19 protein-coding genes and 1 pseudogene are annotated in these 22,471 nt (G+C 66.6%); 10 read left to right on the forward strand and 10 right to left on the reverse strand.

All coding sequences use genetic code 11. From position 1 onward, the window contains the following. Nucleotides 1-41: 41 nt before the first annotated feature. From ACFWF2_RS20540 to ACFWF2_RS20550, 3 genes and pseudogenes are all read left to right on the forward strand, one after another. Nucleotides 42-503, forward strand: a pseudogene (locus ACFWF2_RS20540) (carboxymuconolactone decarboxylase family protein); the annotation flags it as partial. A gap of 15 nt (nucleotides 504-518) precedes the next feature. Then, nucleotides 519-854, forward strand: a complete 336-nt coding sequence (locus ACFWF2_RS20545) for a GNAT family N-acetyltransferase (protein ID WP_379029928.1) — start codon at nucleotides 519-521, stop codon at nucleotides 852-854. Then, the gene (locus ACFWF2_RS20550; protein WP_379309028.1) at nucleotides 851-1,840 is read left to right on the forward strand and encodes a pirin family protein; all 990 of its coding nucleotides are present in this window, start codon (nucleotides 851-853) and stop codon (nucleotides 1,838-1,840) included. The genes ACFWF2_RS20545 and ACFWF2_RS20550 overlap by 4 nt, the downstream gene beginning before the upstream one ends. A gap of 36 nt (nucleotides 1,841-1,876) precedes the next feature. Here ACFWF2_RS20550 and ACFWF2_RS20555 read toward each other — a convergent pair whose 3' ends face one another. Both ACFWF2_RS20555 and ACFWF2_RS20560 read right to left on the reverse strand, forming a co-directional pair. Further along, entirely contained in the window at nucleotides 1,877-2,356 is a 480-nt protein-coding gene (locus tag ACFWF2_RS20555; RefSeq protein WP_379309029.1) for an SRPBCC family protein, read from the reverse strand. Beyond that, nucleotides 2,353-2,685: a metalloregulator ArsR/SmtB family transcription factor gene (locus tag ACFWF2_RS20560; RefSeq protein WP_189025626.1), complete on the reverse strand. Its 333-nt coding sequence runs from the start codon at nucleotides 2,683-2,685 to the stop codon at nucleotides 2,353-2,355. The genes ACFWF2_RS20555 and ACFWF2_RS20560 overlap by 4 nt, the downstream gene beginning before the upstream one ends. 125 nt (nucleotides 2,686-2,810) lie before the next feature. Between ACFWF2_RS20560 and ACFWF2_RS20565 the strand changes: the two genes are divergently transcribed. From ACFWF2_RS20565 to ACFWF2_RS20575, 3 genes are all read left to right on the forward strand, one after another. Beyond that, on the forward strand, nucleotides 2,811-4,067 hold the full coding sequence (locus tag ACFWF2_RS20565; protein WP_379309030.1) for an FAD-dependent oxidoreductase: 1,257 nt from the start codon (nucleotides 2,811-2,813) through the stop codon (nucleotides 4,065-4,067). A gap of 175 nt (nucleotides 4,068-4,242) precedes the next feature. Then, entirely contained in the window at nucleotides 4,243-4,887 is a 645-nt protein-coding gene (locus ACFWF2_RS20570; RefSeq protein WP_379309031.1) for a hypothetical protein, read from the forward strand. Nucleotides 4,888-4,955: 68 nt separating this feature from the next. Next, nucleotides 4,956-5,642, forward strand: coding sequence for a hypothetical protein (locus ACFWF2_RS20575; protein WP_379309032.1), 687 nt, complete (start codon nucleotides 4,956-4,958; stop codon nucleotides 5,640-5,642). Here the strand turns inward: ACFWF2_RS20575 and ACFWF2_RS20580 are convergent. Next, nucleotides 5,639-6,169, reverse strand: coding sequence for a CGNR zinc finger domain-containing protein (locus ACFWF2_RS20580; RefSeq protein ID WP_379309033.1), 531 nt, complete (start codon nucleotides 6,167-6,169; stop codon nucleotides 5,639-5,641). The two genes, ACFWF2_RS20575 and ACFWF2_RS20580, sit on opposite strands and share 4 nt — an antisense overlap. 38 nt (nucleotides 6,170-6,207) lie before the next feature. Between ACFWF2_RS20580 and ACFWF2_RS20585 the strand changes: the two genes are divergently transcribed. From ACFWF2_RS20585 to ACFWF2_RS20595, 3 genes are read left to right on the forward strand one after another with little or no spacing between them, the layout of a single operon-like run. Further along, entirely contained in the window at nucleotides 6,208-7,182 is a 975-nt protein-coding gene (locus ACFWF2_RS20585) for an EamA family transporter (protein WP_379309034.1), read from the forward strand. A gap of 47 nt (nucleotides 7,183-7,229) precedes the next feature. Continuing rightward, entirely contained in the window at nucleotides 7,230-7,601 is a 372-nt protein-coding gene (locus ACFWF2_RS20590) for a type II toxin-antitoxin system RelE/ParE family toxin (protein WP_379309035.1), read from the forward strand. Then, complete coding sequence (locus ACFWF2_RS20595) at nucleotides 7,598-7,927, forward strand: helix-turn-helix domain-containing protein (RefSeq protein WP_379309036.1); 330 nt, start codon at nucleotides 7,598-7,600, stop codon at nucleotides 7,925-7,927. The genes ACFWF2_RS20590 and ACFWF2_RS20595 overlap by 4 nt, the downstream gene beginning before the upstream one ends. Before the next feature lie 27 nt (nucleotides 7,928-7,954). Here the strand turns inward: ACFWF2_RS20595 and ACFWF2_RS20600 are convergent, their stop codons facing one another. From ACFWF2_RS20600 to rplJ, 6 genes are all read right to left on the reverse strand, one after another. Then, nucleotides 7,955-8,998, reverse strand: a complete 1,044-nt coding sequence (locus ACFWF2_RS20600) for a DUF3558 family protein (protein ID WP_379309038.1) — start codon at nucleotides 8,996-8,998, stop codon at nucleotides 7,955-7,957. 237 nt (nucleotides 8,999-9,235) lie between these two features. Continuing rightward, nucleotides 9,236-13,189, reverse strand: a complete 3,954-nt coding sequence (locus ACFWF2_RS20605) for a DNA-directed RNA polymerase subunit beta' (protein WP_379309040.1) — start codon at nucleotides 13,187-13,189, stop codon at nucleotides 9,236-9,238. Between the two features lie 101 nt (nucleotides 13,190-13,290). After that, nucleotides 13,291-16,791 (reverse strand): DNA-directed RNA polymerase subunit beta, encoded by a 3,501-nt coding sequence (locus tag ACFWF2_RS20610; RefSeq protein ID WP_379309041.1) that lies wholly within the window; start codon nucleotides 16,789-16,791, stop codon nucleotides 13,291-13,293. Between the two features lie 556 nt (nucleotides 16,792-17,347). Then, nucleotides 17,348-18,433, reverse strand: a complete 1,086-nt coding sequence (locus ACFWF2_RS20615; RefSeq protein ID WP_379309042.1) for an ABC transporter ATP-binding protein — start codon at nucleotides 18,431-18,433, stop codon at nucleotides 17,348-17,350. A gap of 228 nt (nucleotides 18,434-18,661) precedes the next feature. Beyond that, complete coding sequence (gene rplL / locus ACFWF2_RS20620; protein WP_379309043.1) at nucleotides 18,662-19,048, reverse strand: 50S ribosomal protein L7/L12; 387 nt, start codon at nucleotides 19,046-19,048, stop codon at nucleotides 18,662-18,664. Nucleotides 19,049-19,108: 60 nt separating this feature from the next. Then, nucleotides 19,109-19,639, reverse strand: coding sequence for a 50S ribosomal protein L10 (gene rplJ / locus ACFWF2_RS20625; RefSeq protein WP_189025604.1), 531 nt, complete (start codon nucleotides 19,637-19,639; stop codon nucleotides 19,109-19,111). A gap of 403 nt (nucleotides 19,640-20,042) precedes the next feature. On the opposite strand from rplJ, the gene ACFWF2_RS20630 reads away from it, so the two are divergent. Then, nucleotides 20,043-21,656: an MFS transporter gene (locus ACFWF2_RS20630; protein WP_379309044.1), complete on the forward strand. Its 1,614-nt coding sequence runs from the start codon at nucleotides 20,043-20,045 to the stop codon at nucleotides 21,654-21,656. A gap of 90 nt (nucleotides 21,657-21,746) precedes the next feature. On the opposite strand, the gene rplA is transcribed toward ACFWF2_RS20630, so the two are convergent. After that, nucleotides 21,747-22,460, reverse strand: coding sequence for a 50S ribosomal protein L1 (rplA, locus tag ACFWF2_RS20635; protein ID WP_336084266.1), 714 nt, complete (start codon nucleotides 22,458-22,460; stop codon nucleotides 21,747-21,749). Nucleotides 22,461-22,471: the final 11 nt, after the last annotated feature.

Raw genomic sequence — 22,471 nt, forward strand, 5'->3', positions numbered from 1 at the left:
CGGTCCGACAGGCCGCGGCGCGCGGAGCTAGCATCGCGAGGGTGACCGAACGCCCCCAACGCGTGTGGATCGACAAGCAGCACCCTGCGATCTTCAAAGCACTCAGCGCGACCGCCGCCGAGATCCGTGCCGCCGCCGCGGCCGCGGGCATCGAGCGCAGGCTGATCGAGCTGATCAATCTGCGGGTCTCCCAGATCAACGGCTGCCCGTACTGCCTCGACGTACACGAACACGCGGGCCTGGGCGCCGGATTGTCCGCGCAGGAGATCGCGGTGCTGCCCGCGTGGCGGCGCGGCGGCACCTATTGCGCGGCCGACCGGGCCGCGCTCGGGCTGGCCGAGGCGGTCACCACCCTGCCCGACGAGGAGCGCACCGATCGGGAATACGAGATCGCGCGCGAGCATTGGTCCGATGAACAGATCTCGGTGATCGTCTGGATCGCCGTCGCGATCGGTGCGTTCAACCGCGTATCGATCCTGAGCGCGCACCCTGTTCCGGTGCGGAAGGAGCGCAAGAAGATGCCCGAGACCACCCCCGCCCAGCCCGCCTCGACCGAGCCGCAGCGCCGGGTCGCGCGCAACGCGGACAAGAACCGCTACGACGTGTTCTACGACGGCGAACTGGCCGGCTTCGCCGAGTACGTCGAGCGCGACAACGACACCGATTTCATCCACACCGAGATCGACGGCGCCTTCGCGGGCAAGGGCCTGGGCAGCGTGCTCGCCCGCCAGGCCGTCGAGGACGTGATCGCGCGCGGTCGCACCATCACCGCGCACTGCCCGTTCATCCGCGGCTGGCTGGACAAGCACCCCGAGTACGACGCGCATGTGGTCGGCAAAGGCATCGCGAAGTGAGTGACCTGGAGGCCGATCCCGCCGAGGCGCTGTGTGAGCCGTCGCCGAGTCCGGGACCGATCACCGAGTTGTACCCCGCCAGGGAGGTACCGCTCGGCGGCGTCCGCGGCGTGTACGTGGAACGCACACTGCCGCAACGTGATCTGCCGACCGTCGGCGCGTGGTGTTTTCTCGACCGGTTCGGCTCGCCGACCGTCACGCGGACCGGGGCCTCCCCCGATATCCTGCCCCACCCGCATATCGGGTTGCAGACGGTGACCTGGCCGTTCGACGGCCGGATCCGGCATCGCGATTCGGTGGGCTCCGATGTCGAGATCGAACCGGGTCAGCTGAACCTGATGACCTCGGGTCGCGGCATCGCGCATTCGGAGTTCGGCGTTCCCGGCGCGCACGCGGGCAACGGCCTGCAACTGTGGATCGCCCTGCCCGGCACCGCGACCGGTGTCGAACCGCACTTCGAGCAGCATCGCGAACTGCCCGTGTACGAGGAGCCGGGGCTGCGGGCCACCGTCCTGATCGGCTCGCTGGGCGGGGTCACCTCACCGGCGAAGGCCTACACCCCGATCGTGGGGGCCGACATCGTGCTCGATCCCGGTGCCGAGGTGCACCTGCCGCTCGAACGCGCCTTCGAGCACGCGGTACTGGTGATCGAGGGCAGCGTCGAGGTCGACGGGACCGAACTCACCCCGGGCCCGCTGCTGTACCTGGGCACCGATCGCGCCGACCTGCGTCTCTCGGCCGCCGCCGGTGCGCACTTCGCGCTGATCGGCGGCGAGCCGTTCGCCGAGGAACTGGTGATGTGGTGGAACTTCGTCGGCCGCAGCCACGACGAGATCATCGCGGCCCGCGAGGCCTGGGAAGCCCACGACACCAGCCGTTTCGGCGAGGTCTCCGGGCACGGCCCGGCGGAACGGATTCCCGCGCCGCCGCTGCCGCCGCTGCGCTTGAAGCCACGCAAGCGAGCCACCGGCTGCACCCACCGCTGATCCGGCACCGCCTTCCCCGCGGCGCCGGATCGGTGCTCAGCGAGCTTCGGCCAGCAGCGCGTCGAGGGCGCGGTAGCTGTCGTTGAGGCCGACTTCCATCCCGGAGGCGAGCATGCCCGCGCATTCGTCGGCGGTGTGGAAGATGCTGTCGGTGACCACGCGGGTGCGGCCGTTGCCCAGGTCGACGAAGGTCGTCGAGTCGATCGAGATGTGCGCGGGCATGCCGTCCCACTCGAAGGACTGCACGATCTTCTCCTTCGGGGTGATCTCCCGGAAGCGGCCCTCGAAACCGTAGGACTCCTCGCCCTCGTGCTCGACGAAACGCCAGTGCCCGCCCCTGCGGAACTCCCAGCGCTCGATGTCGAGCTCGTGACCGCGGCCCCACCAGCGCGAGAGCTGCTCGATCCGGCTGTAGGCGTTCCACACCCGGTCCAGCGGTGCGTCGAAATCGCGTTCGATGTGGACTTCGCGGTCCGATGTCGAGGTGATGACCGCGTCGTTGGTGGTGGTGCTCATTGCTCTGTCTCCGATCGTTGCAGGAATTCACCGAGACGGTCCATCCGGGCTTCGAGCATCTGCCGATAACCCTGCATCCAGGCCACCTCCCGATCGAAGACGTGCTCGCCGATCCGGCAGTACCGGACCCGCCCACGCTTCTCGGTGACCACCATGCCCGCGTCCTCGAGCAACCCGATGTGCTTCTTGATGCCGGTCAGGGTCATCTCGAACCGCTCGGCCAACTCGCTGATACTCGCGGGCCCACGACCGAGGTGCTCGAGTATCCCCCGCCGGGTGGGGTCCGCGAGCGCCCCGAACGAGGCATCCAGGAAGTCATACTGAACCATCTAGTTCAGTATTGCGCGCGCCGCGGCGGGCGTCAAGGGTCGCCGGAGATTTCCGAAAACCCTGGACTCACTCCAGGATTCACTACTACGCTTTGTCGTAGACAACGGCGTTCGAGGGGGATCTCATGGACAAGACCACGTGCTGCATCGTCGGCGGCGGACCGGCTGGAACGATGGCGGGCCTGCTGCTGGCCAGGGCGGGCGTGCAGGTCACCGTGCTGGAGAAGCATCCCGACTTCCTGCGCGATTTCCGCGGTGACACGGTCCACCCGTCGACCGTGCGACTGCTCGACGAACTCGGACTCGGCGACGACTTCGCCCGGCTGCCGCAGTCCGCGCTGACCAGGATGTGCATGTACGCGGGCGATCGCATGGTCGTCGCCGCCGATCTCACCCGGATCCCGGGCCGGTACCGCCACATCGCGATGGTGCCGCAGTGGGACTTCCTCGATCTGCTGGTGAGCGCCGCCGCCGTGGAACCGACGTTCACCCTGCGGATGCGATCGACCGTCACCGGGCTGCTCCACGAGTCCGACACGGTCACCGGCGTGCGCTACCGCGATGCCGACGGCGCCGAGCACGAACTGCGCGCCGATCTCGTGATCGCCTGCGACGGACGTGATTCCGTGTCCCGCGAGGCCGCAGGCCTGCGCCAGCAGCGGGAGGAGGTGCCGATGGACATGTGGTTCTTCCGCATCCCAAAGGCCGCTGACGACACCGAGGGCGGCGCCGTGCAGGCCCGCTTCACCAGCGGGAACTCGGCGGTGGCGATCGATCGGGGCGACTACTACCAGACCGGCTACATCATCGAGAAGGGTTGCGACGCAACGCTGCGGGCCGCCAACGACGTGCGGTGGCTGCGCGATCGGGTCGGCGAACTGTTCGGCTGGCCCGCCGAGGCGACCGCGGCGATCCGGTCCTGGGACGACGTCAAGCTGCTCGAGGTGACCGTCGGCATGCTCGACCGCTGGTACGTGCCCGGCCTGCTGTGCATCGGCGATGCCGCGCACACGATGTCGCCGGTCGGCGGTGTCGGCGTCAATCTCGCCGTGCAGGATGCCGTCGCGGCCGCGCGCATCCTCGCCAAGCCGCTGCTCGACGGCACGGTGCGGACCGCCGACCTGGAGAAAGTGCAGCGCAGGCGGATGCTGCCCGCCAGCTTCACCCAGCGCTCCCAGCGCGGCGAGCACGACATGCTCATCGCGCCCGCGCTCCGCGGTGAACTGCGCACCGCCCCGCTGCCGCTGCGGGCGGTCGACGCCGTGCCGATCCTCGCCGGACTCGTCGCCTACCTCGGCGGGATCGGCCTACGCCCAGAACACGCACCGGATTTCGCTCGCCGCCCACCGATCGGGGCAGACCGGCCCGCCACAACCCGCTGACCGCGCGGAACCGCCTCGGCGATCGGACCGAGGGGTCGACCGCGCCCTTGTGATCCTCGCGACGCCAGGGCCGAGCGGCCTCGCGACAACTTCCCGAAAACTGTTCCAGCGGTTAGGTTTGCCGCGATGAACGGGACGAATCGGTCCCGGGTGATTTCAGCGGGAGGCTTGCGGGATGAAGTTCGGCACTGTGGTTGGCGCGGCTTTGCTGGCAGTGGGAGTTACCTTGGCCGGCACGGGCGCAGGCGCCGCCGAGCCCGGACCCGTCGGCACCCAGCCCGGCAGCACGCCGCTGCCCACCCTGCGCAGTGTCGACAGGGGCGTGAACTACCAGGTCGGCGTGTCCGAGGATCGGCGTGCCGCGGTGACGACGCTCGACGCGGGACAGTTCCAGCTCGTGCACGACGCGAAGGTCGTCACGGTCACCGATGCCTCCGGCGCGGTGATCGCCGCGCTGCCGATGGTCGTGCGCCTCGGTGAGCACTCCGTGCCGCTCACCCCCGCGATCGACGAGTCGGGCACCCGCCTCACGCTCACCGCGGTCGGCGAGGCCGATGCGCCGGTGCGCGAGATCAGCGCCCAGGAGCAGTTCTACGCCGAGACGCAGCGCCTGCAGCCGCAGATCATCCAGGGAGCGGCGATCGGGGCCGCCATCGGCTTCGTTCTCGGATTCCCGCTCGGGCTGTTCGTTCTCGACTTCATCACCGTCCCGGTCGCGACCGTGGCCGGCGCCGCGATCGGCGCGATGGCCGGGTACGCGATGGCGGGCGGGCAGCCTGCGATCGATACCGCGCTCGCCTACGTCACCGGGGCGCCCTGAGCGCCGGGTAGCACCAGCACCCTCCGCTACCGTGGACAGGAGGAGACTCCGCGCGTTGTGAGTGGGTGGTGAGAGACGTGTTCGACCCGCTGGCCGATATCGATCGGGCCCTGGCCGAGCAGGCCGGATGGACGTGGTTCGACGACTACCTGCTGTACACGTGCGGGGTGGCCGAGCTGATCGCGAGCGGGCGGGTCGCACAGATACCGTCGACCGCGACGCGGGTCCGGCTGGAGCCCGGCGAGACATGCCTGGCCGACGGCGGGGTCCAGTGGTTCACCTGGCGTGGCGTCGGGGACGGCCGGTGGTCGCGTGGCCGGGTACGCGCCGACGGGCAGACGCCGCTCGGCGCTGTCGCGCACCTGGGCAATGCGGTGCGCAACGAGACCAGGAGGTCGCGCGCCGAGGCGGCGGCGCAACCGCGGTGGGTGGCCGAGCGGCCGGGGTCGGCGATGGTCTCGAACCGGCGGATTCACCTGGCGAATCCGGAGCGGTCGTTCTCGGTGTACTGGTCGGCGCTGGAGAGCGTCGACCTCACCGCGCCCGACCTGGTCGGCTGCCGGTTCCCTGACCGCAGCGGCACCATGCAGCAACTACAGATCCGTAGTGCGTGGGCGCCGCTGATCTTCGTCACCGCGGCGCTGCAGCACTTTCCGCATCATCCGCTGCTGCGGACCGGGACGTGGCTGCCCGCCGGTTTCGAGGACAAGTGTCATCTGGCAGGCAAGAAGTGCCCGAAGGTGCGCAGGCTCTAGCGTTGCCGCGCCCGGTAGGCCGCGACGGCATTGCGGTTGCCGCAGGCGGTGCTGCAGTAGCGGCGGGATCGGTTGCGGGACAGGTCGAGAACCAGCCCTTCGCAGGTGTCGTCGGCACAGATCGACAGGCGGCTCAGATCGTCGGCGCGGATCAGGTCGATCATCGCCATGGCTGTCTCGACGGCGATGCGGACCGGGAGCGCGGCCTCGGGCGGCACGGCGTGGACGTGGTAGTCGACGTCGCCGTGCCGGACCAATTGCGGGACAGCGCGATGCTCGGCGAGGGTCTCGTTCACCAGGACCACCGCGCTGTCCCGGTCGCTGGTGAGCATCCGGCGCAGCGGCGCGCGTAGGGCTCGCACCGCGGCCAGTTCCGCGGCGTCGCCGGTGTGCACACCCGTGTAGACGTGCCGCACGAAGAACTCGTCGAGCTGGTCGGTGCCGGTGAGGGTGTCGGGGTCCTCCGCGGAATTGACCAGTTCGACCGCCGCCAGCAGCGCCGCCTCGGTGTCATGAGCGAAAACCACGTTGACATATTACCGCAACCTGCTTACCGTCATTAGTCATGGCGACTTTGACTCATGACGGATTGGCGAGCAGCCGAATCCGCACCGGCCTGCTCTTCGCGCTGGCCTCCGCCGCCTCGTTCGGCCTGTCCGGTCCGCTCGCCCGCGGCCTGATGAACGCGGGCTGGAGCGCGGCCGCCGTGGTCGCCGCGCGCGTTCTGCTCGCCGGAGTCGTCCTGCTCCCCGTCGCCCTCCCGCAGATACGCGGCAACTGGAACCTGGTGCGTGCCAACGCGACCCTGATCGTGCTGTACGGACTGCTCGCCGTCGCAGGCACTCAGCTGGCCTATTTCAACGCCGTCGCGCACATGGAGGTCGGCGCCGCGCTGCTGATCGAGTACACCGCGCCGATCGCCGTCGTCGGCTGGATGTGGGCGCGGCACCGCCAGCAGCCCGGCGCGGCCACCCTGGCCGGCGCCGCACTCGGCATCACCGGACTGCTGCTCGTGCTCGACATTCTCGCCGGCGTGTCGACCGATCCGATCGGCATCACCTGGGCGCTGGCCGCGATGATCGGCGCCGCGGCGTATTTCGTGCTCTCCGCCCAGGGTGGCGAGCTGCCCGGCACGGTCCTGGCCGCCGGCGGTCTGCTGATCGGCGGGGTCACGCTGGTACTGGCAGGAGTGGTCGGCATCGTGCCGCTGCACGCCACCACCGCGACGGTCGTGTTCGACGATTTCAGCACGCCATGGTGGGTTCCGATCCTGGTGATCGGCATCGTCACCGCCGCCATCGCCTACGTCACCGGCATCGCCGCCACCCGTCGCCTCGGCTCCCGGCTGGCCTCGTTCGTCGCGCTCACCGAGGTACTGGCCGCGCTGCTGTTCGCCTGGGCCCTGCTCGGCGAGGCGCCCCGGCCGATCCAATTGCTCGGCGGGGCACTGATTCTCCTCGGCGTGATCACCGTCCGCCTCGGCGAACCCGAAACAGTCACAGTCGGCGATCCCGAGGCGCAGGCCGCCACCTCCAACTGACCACAAACACCACTCGCGCGACATAAGCCGTGGCTTATACTTGCTGGGTGGAATGGGAGATCGTGCTACTGGAACCAGTTGATCGCTGGTTCATGAAGCTGTGCGAGTCCGACCCGGCCTCAGCAGCCTTGATCGAGCAGGCGTTGGACCGACTCGCCGCAGTCGGTCCTGCACTGGGCAGACCTCTGGTCGATACGCTCGAACACAGTCGGCTGAAGAATCTCAAGGAACTGCGGCCAGGGTCACGTGGACGCTCGGAGATCCGGATGCTGTTCGTATTCGATCCGGATCGTCAGGCGATCATCCTGGTCAGCGGGGACAAAGCCGGGCGGTGGTCCCACTGGTACGACGACGCGATCCCGTTGGCAGAACATCGCTATGCCGACTACCGCGCCGAGAAGGCGAAGGAGGAACGATGACTGGCGCACGTAATTGGCGTGAGGTAAAGGAAGAAGCCCACCGGTTGCATCCGGAACTGGCCGACCCACAGGTTCAGGCAGCAGCTGCCTCGCAACTGGATGGCCGAATCGCCGGACACCATCTCAAAGAACTCCGCCAGACGATCGGCAAGACGCAGGCCGAACTCGCCGCCGCCCTGGGTGTCAGTCAGGCACGAATCTCGCAGATCGAGAACGGCGACCTCGCCGCCATGGAACTCGACACCCTCCGCGCCTACGCCCGCGCACTCGGCGGACACGTGGACATCAGCGTGAGCGTCGGACCGCACACGATCAAGGTCGCCTGATCCAACCTAGCGCCGATGCCGAAATCGCTAACGGCTCGGCGGGAGGTGGGGGACGAGCGATTCTGCGAGGCGGACAAGGTCTTTGCACACCGCTGTCGGTTTGCGGTCGGCGTCGTCCCACATTTCGATACCGACCGCGCCGATCGGGATGCCGTTCTTCGTGCCGAAAGGTGTATCGAAGCCGAGCTCGCAGTAGCCGTCATCGACCTCGGCGTCAGCGCCGCCGAAGGATTTGGCCACTTGTAGCGCCTGCCGGTCGCCGACCCTCACCGGTCGTGGGCGCGGGTACCAGCCGTAATGGCTGTAGTAGACCTGATGGAAGGCCTCGGCGGTCGAGCCTATTGCCAGGGTGTAGCCGTCACCTTTCCATTCACATCGGCTGCCACTGGCAGCTGACTGTTTCGGTGCCGGGCGCAGCCGCGCTTCCGCGATCGCGGATTCCGGTATCGAACAGGGGTCCCATACAGGCGGATCCGCTGTCGGCGGAACCGTGCTCGTCGCGACAGCGGGCGGGGTCGGAGGCTCACTCGTCGCTGTCGGCATGGCCGAGGGAAGCTCGCGGGCCAGCTCGGCGAGAATAGCTTCGGCGCCCTCGCTCAGGTCCTCCCGCATCGTCGGCGACCCCCAGACCGGCGGGGATGTGCTGCCACTCCAGTCCATCCCGGCCGTCACCACCTGGATCCTGACGTTTCCGATCACCGAAGTTGCCCAGCTTCGGATCGTTCCATCGCTGTCTTCGATCGCGATCATCGCGTCGTCGCCGATGCCGTCGAGCTGCTGCGGCGTGCTGAAGTTCGTACGTTGCGCGGCATTCGAAGCCATCGGAGCCCTCGTGGGCTGAAGCCCCTGCGGCACTACCGGACCACGGTCGAGTTCGATGGTCACCGTGCGCAGCAGCGGCCCGGCTTTGGGCATCACATCACCGTCTGGGACGGGGTTCGCATCGAAGTTCACCCTGCAGAAGATCTCGTTCGGCCCATTCGAGGAGCCCGTATCCGCGAGCAAACGGGTGTCCGGATTTTCGAGATCACCGGCGAACTGAATCAGCGACTCTCGCGCCGCCGCGTCCACGTCCGCACAGGACGAGGGCACTGACGCGTACGACCGCGCTTCGGGGACACCACTTCCCGTCACTCCGCTGTCTCCCATCGAGCAGCCTGCCGCAAAGAGCAAGCCGCACAGGGCTACCCGGGATGTACGCGAATGAGTGGACACCCGCAACAACTACCACACCCGGATCTTCCTCGGAGAACAGTTCGGCCCCGCTCCGGAAAGGAGCGGGGCCGAATTGTTTTGCCTGGCTACAACTTAGCGGTAGTCGCTGAAGCCGTAGTCGTCCAGCGGCACTGCGGCGCCGGTGGAGGTACCGAAGCTGTCCGGCGAGTAGTAGGTGTCGTCGTAGGACGGCACCGCGTACGCGGCGGCGCGGGCTTCTTCGGTCGGCTGCACCTGGATGTTGCGGTAGCGGTTGATACCGGTACCGGCCGGGATGAGCTTACCGATGATCACGTTCTCCTTCAGGCCGATCAGCTTGTCGGAGCGGCAGTTGATGGCCGCGTCCGTCAGCACTCGGGTGGTCTCCTGGAAGGAGGCCGCCGACAGCCACGAATCGGTGGCCAGCGACGCCTTGGTGATACCCATCAGCACCGGACGGCCGGAGGCGGGCTCGCCACCCTCGGCCACCACGCGACGGTTCGAGTTCTCGAACTCGGCGCGCTCGGTGAGCGAACCGGGCAGGAACTCGGTCGCACCCGAATCGATGATCGTCACGCGACGCAGCATCTGGCGCACGATGACCTCGATGTGCTTGTCGTGGATCGACACACCCTGCGAGCGGTAGACCTCCTGGACCTCGTGGACCAGGTGGACCTGCACCTGACGGGGACCCATCACGCGCAGCACCTCGTGCGGATCGGCAGCGCCCTCGAGCAGCTGCTGACCCACCTCCACGTGGTCACCGTCGGCCAGCAGGCGCTCGGTGCCGTCGTCGTGCTTGAACACACGCAGACGCTGACGCTTCGAGAGCTTGTCGTAGACGACTTCTTCCGACCCGTCATCGGGGATGATCGTGATCTTGTAGAAGCGGTCGTCGTCCTCGAGGCGCACCCGGCCCGAGACCTCAGCGATCGGCGCCTTGCCCTTGGGGACACGGGCCTCGAAGAGCTCCTGGACACGCGGCAGACCACCGGTGATGTCGTCACCAGCGACACCACCCTGGTGGAAGGTACGCATGGTCAGCTGGGTACCCGGCTCACCGATGGACTGGGCGGCGACGATGCCGACGGCCTCGCCGATGTCGACCAGCTTGCCGGTGGCCATCGAGCGGCCGTAGCAGGTGGCGCAGACGCCGGTGCCGGTGGTGCAGGTCAGCACGGAGCGGACCTTCACCTCGGTGATACCGGCCTCGAGCAGCGCCTCCAGGGCCGGGTCGCCGAGATCGGCGCCCTTGGCCACGACGACGTTGCCGTTCGCGTCGACCGCGTCGGTCGCCAGGGTGCGAGCGTAGGTCGAGGTCTCGACGTGCGCGTCCCGGATGAGCGAGCCGTCGGCCTGCTTCTCCGCGATCGGCACGACGATGCCGCGCTCGGTGCCACAGTCGTGCTCGCGCACGATGACGTCCTGCGAGACGTCGACCAGACGACGGGTCAGGTAACCCGAGTCGGCGGTACGCAGCGCGGTGTCGGCCAGACCCTTACGAGCACCGTGGGTGTTGATGAAGTACTCGAGCACGGTCAGGCCCTCACGGAAGGAGGACTTGATCGGGCGCGGGATGAACTCACCCTTGGGGTTCGTCACCAGACCCTTCATACCGGCGAGGGTACGAGTCTGGGTGAAGTTACCGGTCGCACCCGAGTCGACGATCGTGATGATCGGGTTGTCGGCCGGGTAGTGCGAACGCAGCGCCGTACCGACCTCTTCGGTCGCTTCCTGCCAGATCTTGACCAGGGCGTTGTTGCGCTCCTGGTGATCGAGCGCACCACGCTGGTACTTCTTCTCGATCTGATCCGCCATGGCCTCGTACCGCTCCATGATGTCGGCCTTCTCCGGCGGAACGAGCACGTCCGACATGGAGACGGTGACACCCGAACGCGTGGCCCAGTAGAAGCCGGCGTCCTTGAGCTTGTCGACGGTCTGCGCGACGACGATCATCGGGTAGCGCTCGGCCAGATCGTTGATGATCGTGGCCTGCCGCTTCTTCGGCATCGGCTCGTTGATGAACGCGTAATCCGCCGGGAGCAGATCGTTGAACAGCACGCGACCCAGGGTGGTCTCGGCCAGCCACGCGTCTCCGCGGTGCCAGCCCTCCGGGAAGAGCTCCGCCTCGATCTCGCGCGGCGGGCGCTGCTCGGTGAGACGCACCTTGATCATCGAACGCACGGTGAGCTCACCGCGGTCGACGGCCATCTGGGCCTCGGCGGGCGAGGAGTACACGCCGTACTCCGGCTCGTCCTTGCCGCCGGCCCGGTAGGTGCCGACGCCCTTCTCGTCGAGACGAGTCAGGTAGAACAGGCCGGTCACCATGTCCAGACGCGGCATCGCCAGCGGGCGACCCGACGCCGGGGACAGGATGTTGTTCGACGACAGCATCAGGATGCGCGCCTCGGCCTGCGCCTCCGCCGACAGCGGCAGGTGCACGGCCATCTGGTCACCGTCGAAGTCGGCGTTGAACGCCTCACACACCAGCGGGTGCAGCTGGATGGCCTTGCCTTCGACCAGCTGCGGCTCGAAGGCCTGGATACCCAGGCGGTGCAGGGTGGGCGCGCGGTTGAGCAGCACCGGGTGCTCGGCGATGACCTCTTCGAGGACATCCCACACCTGGGGACGCTGACGCTCGACCATCCGCTTGGCGGACTTGATGTTCTGCGCGTGGTTCAGGTCGACCAGACGCTTCATGACGAACGGCTTGAACAGCTCGAGCGCCATCAGCTTCGGCAGACCACACTGGTGCAGCTTGAGCTGCGGACCGACCACGATGACCGAACGGCCCGAGTAGTCGACACGCTTGCCGAGCAGGTTCTGACGGAAACGACCCTGCTTGCCCTTGAGCAGATCGCTCAGCGACTTCAGCGGGCGGTTACCCGGTCCGGTGACCGGACGGCCGCGACGGCCGTTGTCGAACAGCGCGTCGACGGACTCCTGCAGCATCCGCTTCTCGTTGTTGACGATGATCTCGGGCGCACCCAGATCGATCAGTCGCTTGAGGCGGTTGTTGCGGTTGATCACGCGGCGGTACAGGTCGTTCAGGTCGGAGGTGGCGAAACGGCCACCGTCGAGCTGAACCATCGGGCGCAGCTCCGGCGGGATCACCGGAACGGCGTCGAGCACCATGCCCATGGGCGAGTTGCCGTTGGCCTGGAAGGCCGCGACGACCTTGAGGCGCTTGAGCGCGCGCAGCTTCTTCTGGCCCTTGCCCGAGCGAATGGTCTCGCGCAGGTTCTCGGCCTCGGCGTCGATGTCGAAGTTCTCCATCAGCTTCTGGATGGACTCCGCACCCATGGCGCCGGTGAAGTACTCGCCGTAGCGGTCGACGAGCTCGCGGTAGAGCACCTCGTCGACGATGAGCTGCTTGACCGACAGCTTGGTGAAGGTCGTCCAGATCTCGTCGAGGCGGTCCAGCTCACGCTGGGACCGGTCGCGCAGCTGACGCATTTCGCGCTCGCCGCCGTCCTTGACCTTGCGACGCACGTCGGACTTGGCGCCCTCGGCTTCCAGCTCGGCCAGGTCGGCCTCGAGCTTCTGCGCGCGGGCCTCGAGATCGGCGTCGCGCTGATCGGCGACAGCCTTCTTCTCGACCTCCATCTCGGCCTCGAGGGTGCTGAGCTCGTTGTGGCGCAGCTCCTCGTCGACACCGACGATGACGTAGGCGGCGAAGTAGATGATCTTCTCGAGATCCTTCGGCGCCAGATCCAGCAGGTAACCCAAGCGCGACGGAACGCCCTTGAAGTACCAGATGTGGGTGACCGGTGCGGCCAGCTCGATGTGGCCCATCCGCTCACGACGCACCTTGGCGCGAGTCACCTCGACGCCACAGCGCTCACAGATGATGCCCTTGAAGCGGACGCGCTTGTACTTGCCGCAGTAGCACTCCCAGTCCCGGGTGGGGCCGAAGATCTTCTCGCAGAAGAGCCCGTCCTTCTCCGGCTTGAGCGTGCGGTAGTTGATGGTCTCCGGCTTCTTGACCTCGCCATAGCTCCACTGGCGGATGTCTTCGGCGGTGGCCAGGCCGATCCGGAGTTCATCGAAGAAGTTGACGTCTAGCACGTAACTTCCTTTCCCCTGTTCGGGTCGAATTCGAGCAAAAGTTCACTAGTTATCGATCGCGGTGTGCGGGTGGCTGTCGCAACAGCCACCCGCGTCACCACCTAGTTCGCCAAATCGTCGACGGTGGCCGCTTCGTTCCTGGACAGGTTGATGCCCAGGTTCGCCGCGGCGCGCTCCAGATCCTCGTCGTCGCCGTCGCGCATCTCGATCGCGGCGCCGTCCGAGGACAGCACTTCCACGTTGAGGCACAGCGACTGGAGTTCCTTGAGGAGCACCTTGAACGACTCCGGAATGCCCGGCTCCGGAATGTTCTCGCCCTTGACGATCGCCTCGTAGACCTTCACACGGCCCACCACGTCGTCGGACTTGATGGTCAGGAGTTCCTGCAGCGTGTACGCCGCGCCGTAGGCCTGCATGGCCCAGCACTCCATCTCACCGAAACGCTGACCACCGAACTGCGCCTTACCACCCAGCGGCTGCTGCGTGATCATCGAGTACGGACCGGTCGAACGGGCGTGGATCTTGTCGTCGACCAGGTGGTGCAGCTTCAGGATGTACATGTAACCGACCGCGACCGGGTACGGGAACGGCTCGCCGGAGCGGCCGTCGAACAGGGTCGCCTTGCCGTTCTCGTCGACCATGCGCTCACCGTCACGGTTCGGCAGGGTCGAAGCAAGCAGACCGGTCAGCTCGTCATCCTTGGCACCGTCGAAGACGGGCGTCGCGATGTTCGAGTCGGCCGGCGCGGCCAGCATCTCCTCGGGCAGCGTGGCCGCCCACTCGGGACGAGTACCGTCCGTGGCCACGTCGATATTCCAGCCGGCCTTACCGATCCACCCGAGGTGGGTTTCCAGGATCTGGCCGATGTTCATACGACGGGGAACACCGTGGGTGTTCAGGATGATGTCGATCGGGGTGCCGTCGGGCATGAACGGCATGTCCTCCACGGGGAGGATCTTGCCGATGACGCCCTTGTTGCCGTGGCGACCCGCGAGCTTGTCGCCGTCCTGGATCTTGCGCTTCTGGGCCACGTAGACCCGGACCAGTTCGTTGACACCGGGAGGCAGATCGTCGTCGTCCTCGCGCGAGAACACGCGGATGCCGATGACCTTGCCGGACTCACCGTGGGGCACCTTCAGCGAGGTGTCGCGCACCTCGCGCGCCTTCTCACCGAAGATCGCGCGGAGCAGGCGCTCCTCGGGGGTCAGCTCGGTCTCGCCCTTCGGGGTGACCTTGCCGACCAGGATGTCGCCGTCGCGGACCTCGGCGCCGATGCGGATGATGCCGCGCTCGTCCAGGTCGGCCAGCACCTCGTCGGAGACGTTCGGGATGTCCCGGGTGATCTCCTCGGCGCCCAGCTTGGTGTCGCGGGCGTCGATCTCGTGCTCTTCGATGTGGATCGAGGTGAGAACGTCCTCTTCCACGAGGCGCTGCGACAGGATGATCGCGTCCTCGTAGTTGTGGCCTTCCCACGGCATGACGGCGACGAGCAGGTTCTTGCCCAGCGCCATCTCACCGTTCTCGGTGCAGGGGCCGTCGGCCAGAACCTGGCCCTTCTCCACCCGCTGACCCTCGTCCACGATCGGACGCTGGTTGGAGCAGGTGCCCTGGTTCGAGCGGTTGAACTTGCGCATCCGGTAGGACTTGCGGCTGCCGTCGTCGGCCATCACGGTGACGTAGTCGGCCGAGACCTCCTCGACAACACCCGGCTTCTCGTTCACCACGACATCGCCCGCGTCGACCGCGGCGCGCAGCTCCATGCCGGTGCCCACGATCGGGGACTCGGAACGGATCAGCGGCACGGCCTGACGCTGCATGTTCGCGCCCATGAGGGCACGGTTGGCGTCGTCGTGCTCGAGGAACGGGATCATGGCCGTCGCGACCGACACCATCTGGCGCGGCGAGATGTCCATGTAGTCGACCTGAGCCGGCGTCACGAACTCGACCTCTTCGCCCGCACGGCGGACGAGGACCTTCTCCTCGAGGAAGCGGCCATCGGCGTCGACCGGGGAGTTCGCCTGCGCGCGAACGTAGCGGTCTTCCTCGTCGGCGGTCAGGTATTTGACCTCATCGGTGACCTTGCCGTCGACGACCTTCTGGTACGGCGTCTCGATGAAGCCGAACGGGTTGACCCGCGCGTACACCGACAGCGAACCGATCAGGCCGATGTTCGGGCCTTCCGGGGTCTCGATCGGGCACATGCGGCCGTAGTGCGACGGGTGGACGTCACGGACTTCCAGGCCCGCGCGCTCACGGGACAGACCACCGGGGCCGAGCGCCGACAGGCGGCGCTTGTGGGTCAGACCCGACAGCGGGTTGTTCTGGTCCATGAACTGCGACAGCTGGGAGGTTCCGAAGAACTCCTTGATCGCGGCGACGACCGGGCGGATGTTGATCAGGGTCTGCGGCGTGATCGCCTCGACGTCCTGAGTCGTCATCCGCTCGCGGACCACGCGCTCCATGCGGGACAGGCCGACGCGGATCTGGTTCTGGATCAGCTCGCCGACGGTGCGCAGACGACGGTTGCCGAAGTGGTCGATGTCGTCGATCTCGACGGGGACCTCTTCGCCACCGGGGGCGGTCATCGAGCGGTCACCGGCGTGCAGACGCACCAGGTACTCGATGGTGGTGACGATGTCTTCCTTGGTCAGCACCGAGGAGGTCACCGGCTCGTGCACGTGGATGCCGAGCTTCTTGTTGATCTTGTAGCGACCGACGCGCGCCAGGTCGTAGCGCTTCTCCTTGAAGAACAGGTTCTCCAGCAGGGTCTGCGCGGACTCCTTGGTCGGCGGCTCGCCCGGACGCAGCTTGCGGTAGATGTCGAGCAGCGCCTCGTCCTGGCCGGGCGTGCTGTCCTTCTCCAGGGTGGACATCATGATCTCGGAGAAGCCGAAACGCTCGACGATCTCCTCGGTGGTCCAGCCCAGCGCCTTGAGCAGCACGGTGACCGGCTGACGGCGCTTGCGGTCGATGCGGACACCGACGGTGTCGCGCTTGTCGACGTCGAACTCCAGCCACGCGCCGCGCGACGGGATCACGCGGACGCTGTGCAGGTCCTTCTCGGTGCCCTTGTCGATGCTGTGATCGAAGTAGACGCCCGGGGAGCGGACCAGCTGCGAGACGACGACGCGCTCGGTGCCGTTGATGATGAAGGTGCCCTTGTTGGTCATCATGGGGAAATCACCCATGAAGACCGTCTGGCTCTTGATCTCGCCGGTGTTGTTGTTGATGAACTCCGCGGTGACGAACAACGGCGCCGCGTAGGTCATGTCCTTCTCTTTGCACTCATCGATAGAGGCCTTGACCTCTTCGAAGCGCGGATCGGAGAACGACAGGGACATCGAACCGGAGAAGTCCTCGATCGGCGAGAGCTCCTCGAGCACCTCCTCCAAGCCGCCTGCGAGACCGACGTCGCCGCGTGCGGCCGCCTTCTCACGCCAGTCGGGGGTACCGACCAACCAGGCGAACGAGTCCGTTTGTAGGTCGAGAAGTCCGGGCACCTCCAAGGGCTCACGGATCTTCGCGAACGAAACCCTCAACGGGGCTCCGGGGATTCCAGCCTTGGTCTGGGTGGAGACTGCCAAGATGCGTCCTTCCAGCACCTCACGCGCGTCGCGTGGTGGTCCGCGACCGTCGCTTGTCTGCTACGAATTCCGCTGGTTACAACCCGAACGAAACCCGAACAGGCAGCAGCGGAAGTAACACCGGAAGGTGGAACTTACGAGTGCGAATCAAGGTGTGGACAGGAGGCAGCCAGCGCAACGTCCAAACTTACACCCACATACACGGGGGTGTCAACGTACCATCCGTGCGACCGCTCACACGGCAAACGCGCCGAACTCCCGTGACGCTGGCCGCGTCGGGTGTTCTGGGCGCTGAAGCCCCTGTAACAGCTGACGCTGCTGTGAATAGGGTGACGGTTCGCGCCCGCCTCGTCAAGTGGCGCGGCGCGGTCTGTCCGAGAAGTGAGATCGACTGGCGCGCTGCGCATCCCCGTCCGGAACCGCGGCCATTTTACTCGCGACACGCCGTGTGCGCCAACTCGCGTAACCGCCGCTCAGCGCCCGTTTTTCCGGTCGTGCCATTGCCGCGACCGCCCCTGAACGCACTACGAGCCCCGGCCGAGTGGCCGGGGCTCGTAGGGGGAGTGAAAGTCGCTCAGCTGTTGATCTGGCCGTGCGGAATCGTCTTGGTGTCGAACTGGGCGGTGGGGTGCTCGCTGCCGTAGGCGGCCATCACCTGGGTGTCGTCGGCGGACTCGTCGAGCGACTCGCGGATCGCCACCTGGGCCGCGTGCGGCAGGGTGTGCATGATCTCACGCACCCGCGCCTGGCGGCGGAAGACGGCCTGGCGAGCGGGCATGCCCGGCTCGGCCTTCATCTGCGGGATGATGCCCTCGATCTCCTCGGCGCCACCGTGGTGGTGACCGGCGTCGACGAGCGCCTGCTCGCGCGCCATCTGCGCCTCGTCCTTCTCCTCGGACATGCCGATCGGGCCGATCATGCGGCCGTTGAGGAACTGCTTGACGACCGGCTCCTCGCTGGTCAGCAGCACCTCGCGCGGGCCGAACATGACCAACTGGCGGCGGAAGAGCATGCCGATGTTGTCCGGCACGGTACGGGCCAGGTTGATGTTGTGCGTCACGATGAGGATCGTGGCGTCGATCTGGGCGTTGATGTTGAGCAGCAACTGCGCCAGGTACGAGGTACGCACGGGGTCGAGACCGGAGTCGGGCTCGTCGACCAGGATGATCTGCGGGTCGAGGACCAGCGCGCGGGCCAGGCCGGCACGCTTGCGCATACCGCCGGAGATCTCGCCGGGGAGCTTGTTCTCGGCGCCGAGCAGACCGGTCAGCTCGAGCTTCTCCATGACGATGCGCTTGATCTCGGTTTCCGACTTCTTCGTGTGCTCACGAAGGGGGAAAGCGATGTTGTCGAACAGGTTCATCGAGCCGAACAGCGCGCCGTCCTGGAAAAGGACGCCGAACAGTTTGCGGATCTCGTAGAGCTCCTTGTTGGAGCAGGTGGTGATATCGGTGCCATCGATGAAGATGGACCCGCGCTCCGGCCGCAACAGACCGATGAGCGACTTCAGGAACACCGACTTACCCGTACCCGAAGGGCCGAGCAGGGCGCTCACCTCACCCGAAGGGAGCGTGATCGACACGTCCTGCCAAATTCGCTGCGAACCGAAGGACTTGGTAACACCCTCGGTCCTGACCTCGACGCCCACGCCTACCTCCATTGTTCCCTGCGAGCACCCCACCCGCTGACCGCGCGCTCACATCACGGCGGTGCGTCACGACACTGTGGGTCCGGTCACTGTAACCCATGAGTGAGACGGGGCACACCCCTACATGACTGAAGAGTAACCCGCCCAGTGCTACAGCGCGTATCACCTTCCCATGTCGGGATAAATGACAAACGGGCGGCCCTCGAAAGGACCGCCCGTTCGCAAACGCGAAGCGCTGAATTACTTGACGGACACCTTGGCGCCGGCCTCTTCCAGCTTCGCCTTGGCAGCCTCGGCGGCCTCCTTGGCGACCTTCTCCAGGATCGGCTTCGGGGCACCCTCGACCAGGTCCTTGGCTTCCTTCAGGCCCAGGCCGGAGACGATCTCACGGACCACCTTGATGACCTGGATCTTCTTGTCGCCCGCACCCTCGAGGATGACGTCGAACTCGTCCTGCTCCTCAGCGGCCTCGGCCGGAGCAGCGGCGCCACCGGCAGCGGCAACGGCGACGGGGGCAGCGGCGGTGACCTCGAACTTCTCCTCGAACGCCTTCACGAAGCCGGACAGCTCCAGGAGGGTCATCTCCGAGAAAACCTCGAGCAGCTCTTCGGTGGACAGCTTGGCCATGATTGTTCCTTTCGGTGGTGAATGTCTTGTGCGCGCGGGCGTAATACCCGTGCGGGGGTATTACTCGGCAGCGCCTTCGGCCTGCTTCTTCTCCTGCAGCGCGGCGGCCAGACGGGCCACCTGACCTGCGGGAGCCGAGAACAGCCCGGCAGCCTTGGACATGTTGCCCTTCATCGCACCGGCCAGCTTGGCCAGCAGGACCTCGCGGGTCTCCAGGTCGGCGATCTTCTCGACCTCGGACACGGACAGCGCAGCGCCGTCCATGTAGCCGCCCTTGATGACGAGCGCCTTGTTGTCCTTGGCGAAGGTCTTGAGCGCCTTCGCGGCGTTGACCGGCTCACCCTGGATGAAGGTGATGGCGGTCGGTCCGACGAACAAGTCGTCCAGGCCCTCGACGCCCGCTTCCGCGGCCGCGAGCTTGACCAGGGTGTTCTTGGCGACGGAGTACGTGGCCTCGGCGCCGAGCGCACGACGCAGCTCGGTGAGCTTGCCGACCGAAAGACCACGGTATTCCGTGACAACAGTGGCCGTGGAGTTCTTGAACTGCTCCGCGATCTCCGCGACAGCGGTGACCTTTTCAGGCTTCGCCATACTTCGCCTCCTCTCTGATGTCGGTTCGTGAACGCGCACTACCGAATTCAGGGGCCGGCGACAAAACTAACGCCCCGGACGCAAGGCGTACCGGGGCGCGAAAGTATCGGCCTCAGCTCTCCCTGCGTGGGCCGCCGGCAATGTCGCCGGACCTTCGACCGACACCACGCAAGCGGCATCGACGACCAACGGTCTTCGGTAGAACGAATGGGTAGTCATCGAACATGTCGATGACCGGAGTCCACTGTACCGGCACCTGCCCCGATCTGCCAAAACGCCCCCGGCAGCGCCGGATTCGCCGGTTTCGATTGTGTCGTGGCTCACAGTTGACGGTCCGAAGTGGCAGCAATCTCACCGGAAAGGTGTTACGTTCGGTGACAGTAACCTGCTTCACTTCCTAACTATGGCAACCTCCATAGTCGCTCCACCAATGCTGCTGGACCGGCGTTCACAGCGATTCCTCGCACTCGCCGTGATCTGCCTGGCCGAACTGCTGGTGGTTCTCGACAACACCATCGTCAATGTCGCCCTCCCTTCTATCGGCGTCCAACTGCAGACCGGCGTCTCCGGCCTGCAGTGGGTCGTCGACGCCTACACCCTCACCTTCGCCGGACTGCTGCTCGCGGCGGGCAATCTCGGTGACCGATACGGCCGCAGGCGGATCATGATCGTCGGCCTGGTCGGCATCGCCGTGATGTCGGTCGGCGGCGCGCTCGCCGAATCGATGACCCAGGTCATCGCGGCCCGCGCGGCGATGGGCGTCTTCGCCGCCGCCGTCTTCCCCGCCACCCTGGCCCTGATCATCAACATCTTCACCGACAAGCGCGAACGCGCGCTGGCCATCGCCGCCTGGACCGCGATGGCCGGTTTCGCCATCGCCATCGGCCCGATCTCGGGCGGCTGGCTGCTCGAGCACTTCAGCTGGCACTCGGTGTTCTGGATCAATGTGCCGGTGGCGCTGGCCGCGCTGGTCGCGACGCTGATCTGGGTGCCGGAATCGCGCGCCGACCAGGTCGGCAAGCTGGATCTGCCCGGCATCTTCCTGTCGATCGCGGGCATAACGCTGGTGGTGTGGGCGATCATCGAGGCGCCGCACAACGGGTGGCTCTCACTCACCACGCTGTGCACCGCGACACTGGGCGTCGTACTGCTCGCCGCCTTCGTCGTCTGGGAATTGCGCACCGCCGCACCGATTCTCGATATGCGCCTGTTCCGTAATCGCCGATTCTCGTTGCCCGCCTTGGCAATTGCGATCGGGTATTTCTCGATGTTCGGATTCCTGTTCCTGATCACCCAGTATTTCCAGGGCGTGCGGGAATACACGCCACTCGAATTCGGTATCGCGTCCCTGCCGTTCGCGTTCTCGGTCGCGATCGGCGCGCCCGTCGCCACGCTGCTGGCACAGCGCGTCGGCACCACCGCGGTGCTGGTGATCGGCCTGCTGCTCACCGGACTCGGGCTCTATCTGGGCGGCCAGGTCACGGTGGACAGCAGCTATCTGATCGGGGTGCTGCCGTCGATGGTGTTCATGGCGCTCGGCCTCGGCATCGTGCAAGGGCCTGCGACGGAATCGATCATGTCCTCGCTGCCGCTGGACGAGGCGGGTGCCGGATCGGCGGTCAACGACACCACCCGGGAGATCGGCGGCACCCTCGGCGTCGCCGTCCTCGGGTCGATCGTGGCCTCCTACTACACCAGCCGGATCGGCGCCAGGATCGACGCGATTCCCGTCGGCATCATGAACGACCGGGAGAAGGAACTGGTCAAGGCCAGTCCGCTCAGCGTGCTCGAGCTGCGCAAACGCGAACTCGCCCCGTTCTTCGAGACCCAGCGCGAGAATCTGATCGTCGCGATGAAGTCGGCGACTCTGCAGGGTGCGCACGCCGCCTCGCTCGTCGCCGCGGGCGCGGTCCTGGTGTGCGCGGTGATCGTGGCGATATTCCTGCCGTGGAAACCCCAGCGCGGCGAGTCCGTGCTGCTCGGCTGGCGCGACACCGAACACGCCGACCCGAAGTAGGCGCTCGACCGACCCCGGAAAACCGCGAGGGTGGGAACGCAGTGCGTTCCCACCCTCGTGGTCGATCAGGAGCTACCTGTCAGGAGAAGCTCACGCATCCTCGTCGAGGAGGTTGCGGGTGCGGTTCGGGTCCACCGGGATGCCCGGTCCGGTGTTGGTCGAAACCGTGATCTTCTTGACGTAGCGGCCCTTGGCGGTCGACGGCTTCACACGCAGGATCTCGTCCAGCGCGGCGCCGTAGTTCTCCACCAGCTTGGCGTCGTCGAAGGACGCCTTGCCGATGACGAAGTGCAGGTTGGCCTGCTTGTCGACGCGGAAGTTGATCTTGCCGCCCTTGATGTCGTTGACGGCCTTGGTCACATCGTTGGTGACGGTGCCCGTCTTCGGGTTCGGCATCAGACCACGCGGGCCGAGGACACGCGCGATGCGGCCGACCTTGGCCATCTGGTCCGGGGTGGCGATCGCGGCGTCGAAGTCCAGCCAGCCGCCCTGGATCCGCTCGATCAGGTCCTCGGCGCCAACGGCGTCGGCACCGGCGGCCTCGGCCTCGGCGGCCTTCTCGCCTGCGGCGAACACGATGACGCGGGCGGTCTTACCGGTGCCGTGCGGCAGGTTGACGGTGCCGCGGACCATCTGGTCGGCCTTACGGGGGTCCACGCCGAGACGAACGGCGACCTCGACGGTCGCGTCGGTCTTGGTGGTGGAGGTCTCCTTCGCCAGGCGCGCAGCGGCCAGCGGGGAGTACAGCTTGTCGCGATCGACCTTCTCAGCAGCGGCGAGATACGCCTTGCTTCGCTTTGCCATGTTTCTCTGTC

It is taken from the genome of Nocardia sp. NPDC060259 (assembly GCF_042728775.1).
Classification (GTDB): domain Bacteria; phylum Actinomycetota; class Actinomycetes; order Mycobacteriales; family Mycobacteriaceae; genus Nocardia.

What these genes read in the sequence shown, in the direction of transcription:
- rplA (WP_336084266.1), bottom strand. Translation starts at nt 22,460, where the DNA reads ATGGCAAAGCGAAGCAAGGCGTATCTCGCCGCTGCTGAGAAGGTCGAT.
- rplL (WP_379309043.1), bottom strand. Translation starts at nt 19,048, where the DNA reads ATGGCCAAGCTGTCCACCGAAGAGCTGCTCGAGGTTTTCTCGGAGATG.
- ACFWF2_RS20545 (WP_379029928.1), top strand. Translation starts at nt 519, where the DNA reads ATGCCCGAGACCACCCCCGCCCAGCCCGCCTCGACCGAGCCGCAGCGC.
- ACFWF2_RS20555 (WP_379309029.1), bottom strand. Translation starts at nt 2,356, where the DNA reads ATGAGCACCACCACCAACGACGCGGTCATCACCTCGACATCGGACCGC.
- ACFWF2_RS20570 (WP_379309031.1), top strand. Translation starts at nt 4,243, where the DNA reads ATGAAGTTCGGCACTGTGGTTGGCGCGGCTTTGCTGGCAGTGGGAGTT.
- ACFWF2_RS20585 (WP_379309034.1), top strand. Translation starts at nt 6,208, where the DNA reads ATGGCGACTTTGACTCATGACGGATTGGCGAGCAGCCGAATCCGCACC.
- ACFWF2_RS20565 (WP_379309030.1), top strand. Translation starts at nt 2,811, where the DNA reads ATGGACAAGACCACGTGCTGCATCGTCGGCGGCGGACCGGCTGGAACG.
- ACFWF2_RS20630 (WP_379309044.1), top strand. Translation starts at nt 20,043, where the DNA reads ATGGCAACCTCCATAGTCGCTCCACCAATGCTGCTGGACCGGCGTTCA.
- rplJ (WP_189025604.1), bottom strand. Translation starts at nt 19,639, where the DNA reads ATGGCGAAGCCTGAAAAGGTCACCGCTGTCGCGGAGATCGCGGAGCAG.
- ACFWF2_RS20560 (WP_189025626.1), bottom strand. Translation starts at nt 2,685, where the DNA reads ATGGTTCAGTATGACTTCCTGGATGCCTCGTTCGGGGCGCTCGCGGAC.
- ACFWF2_RS20595 (WP_379309036.1), top strand. Translation starts at nt 7,598, where the DNA reads ATGACTGGCGCACGTAATTGGCGTGAGGTAAAGGAAGAAGCCCACCGG.
- ACFWF2_RS20615 (WP_379309042.1), bottom strand. Translation starts at nt 18,433, where the DNA reads ATGGAGGTAGGCGTGGGCGTCGAGGTCAGGACCGAGGGTGTTACCAAG.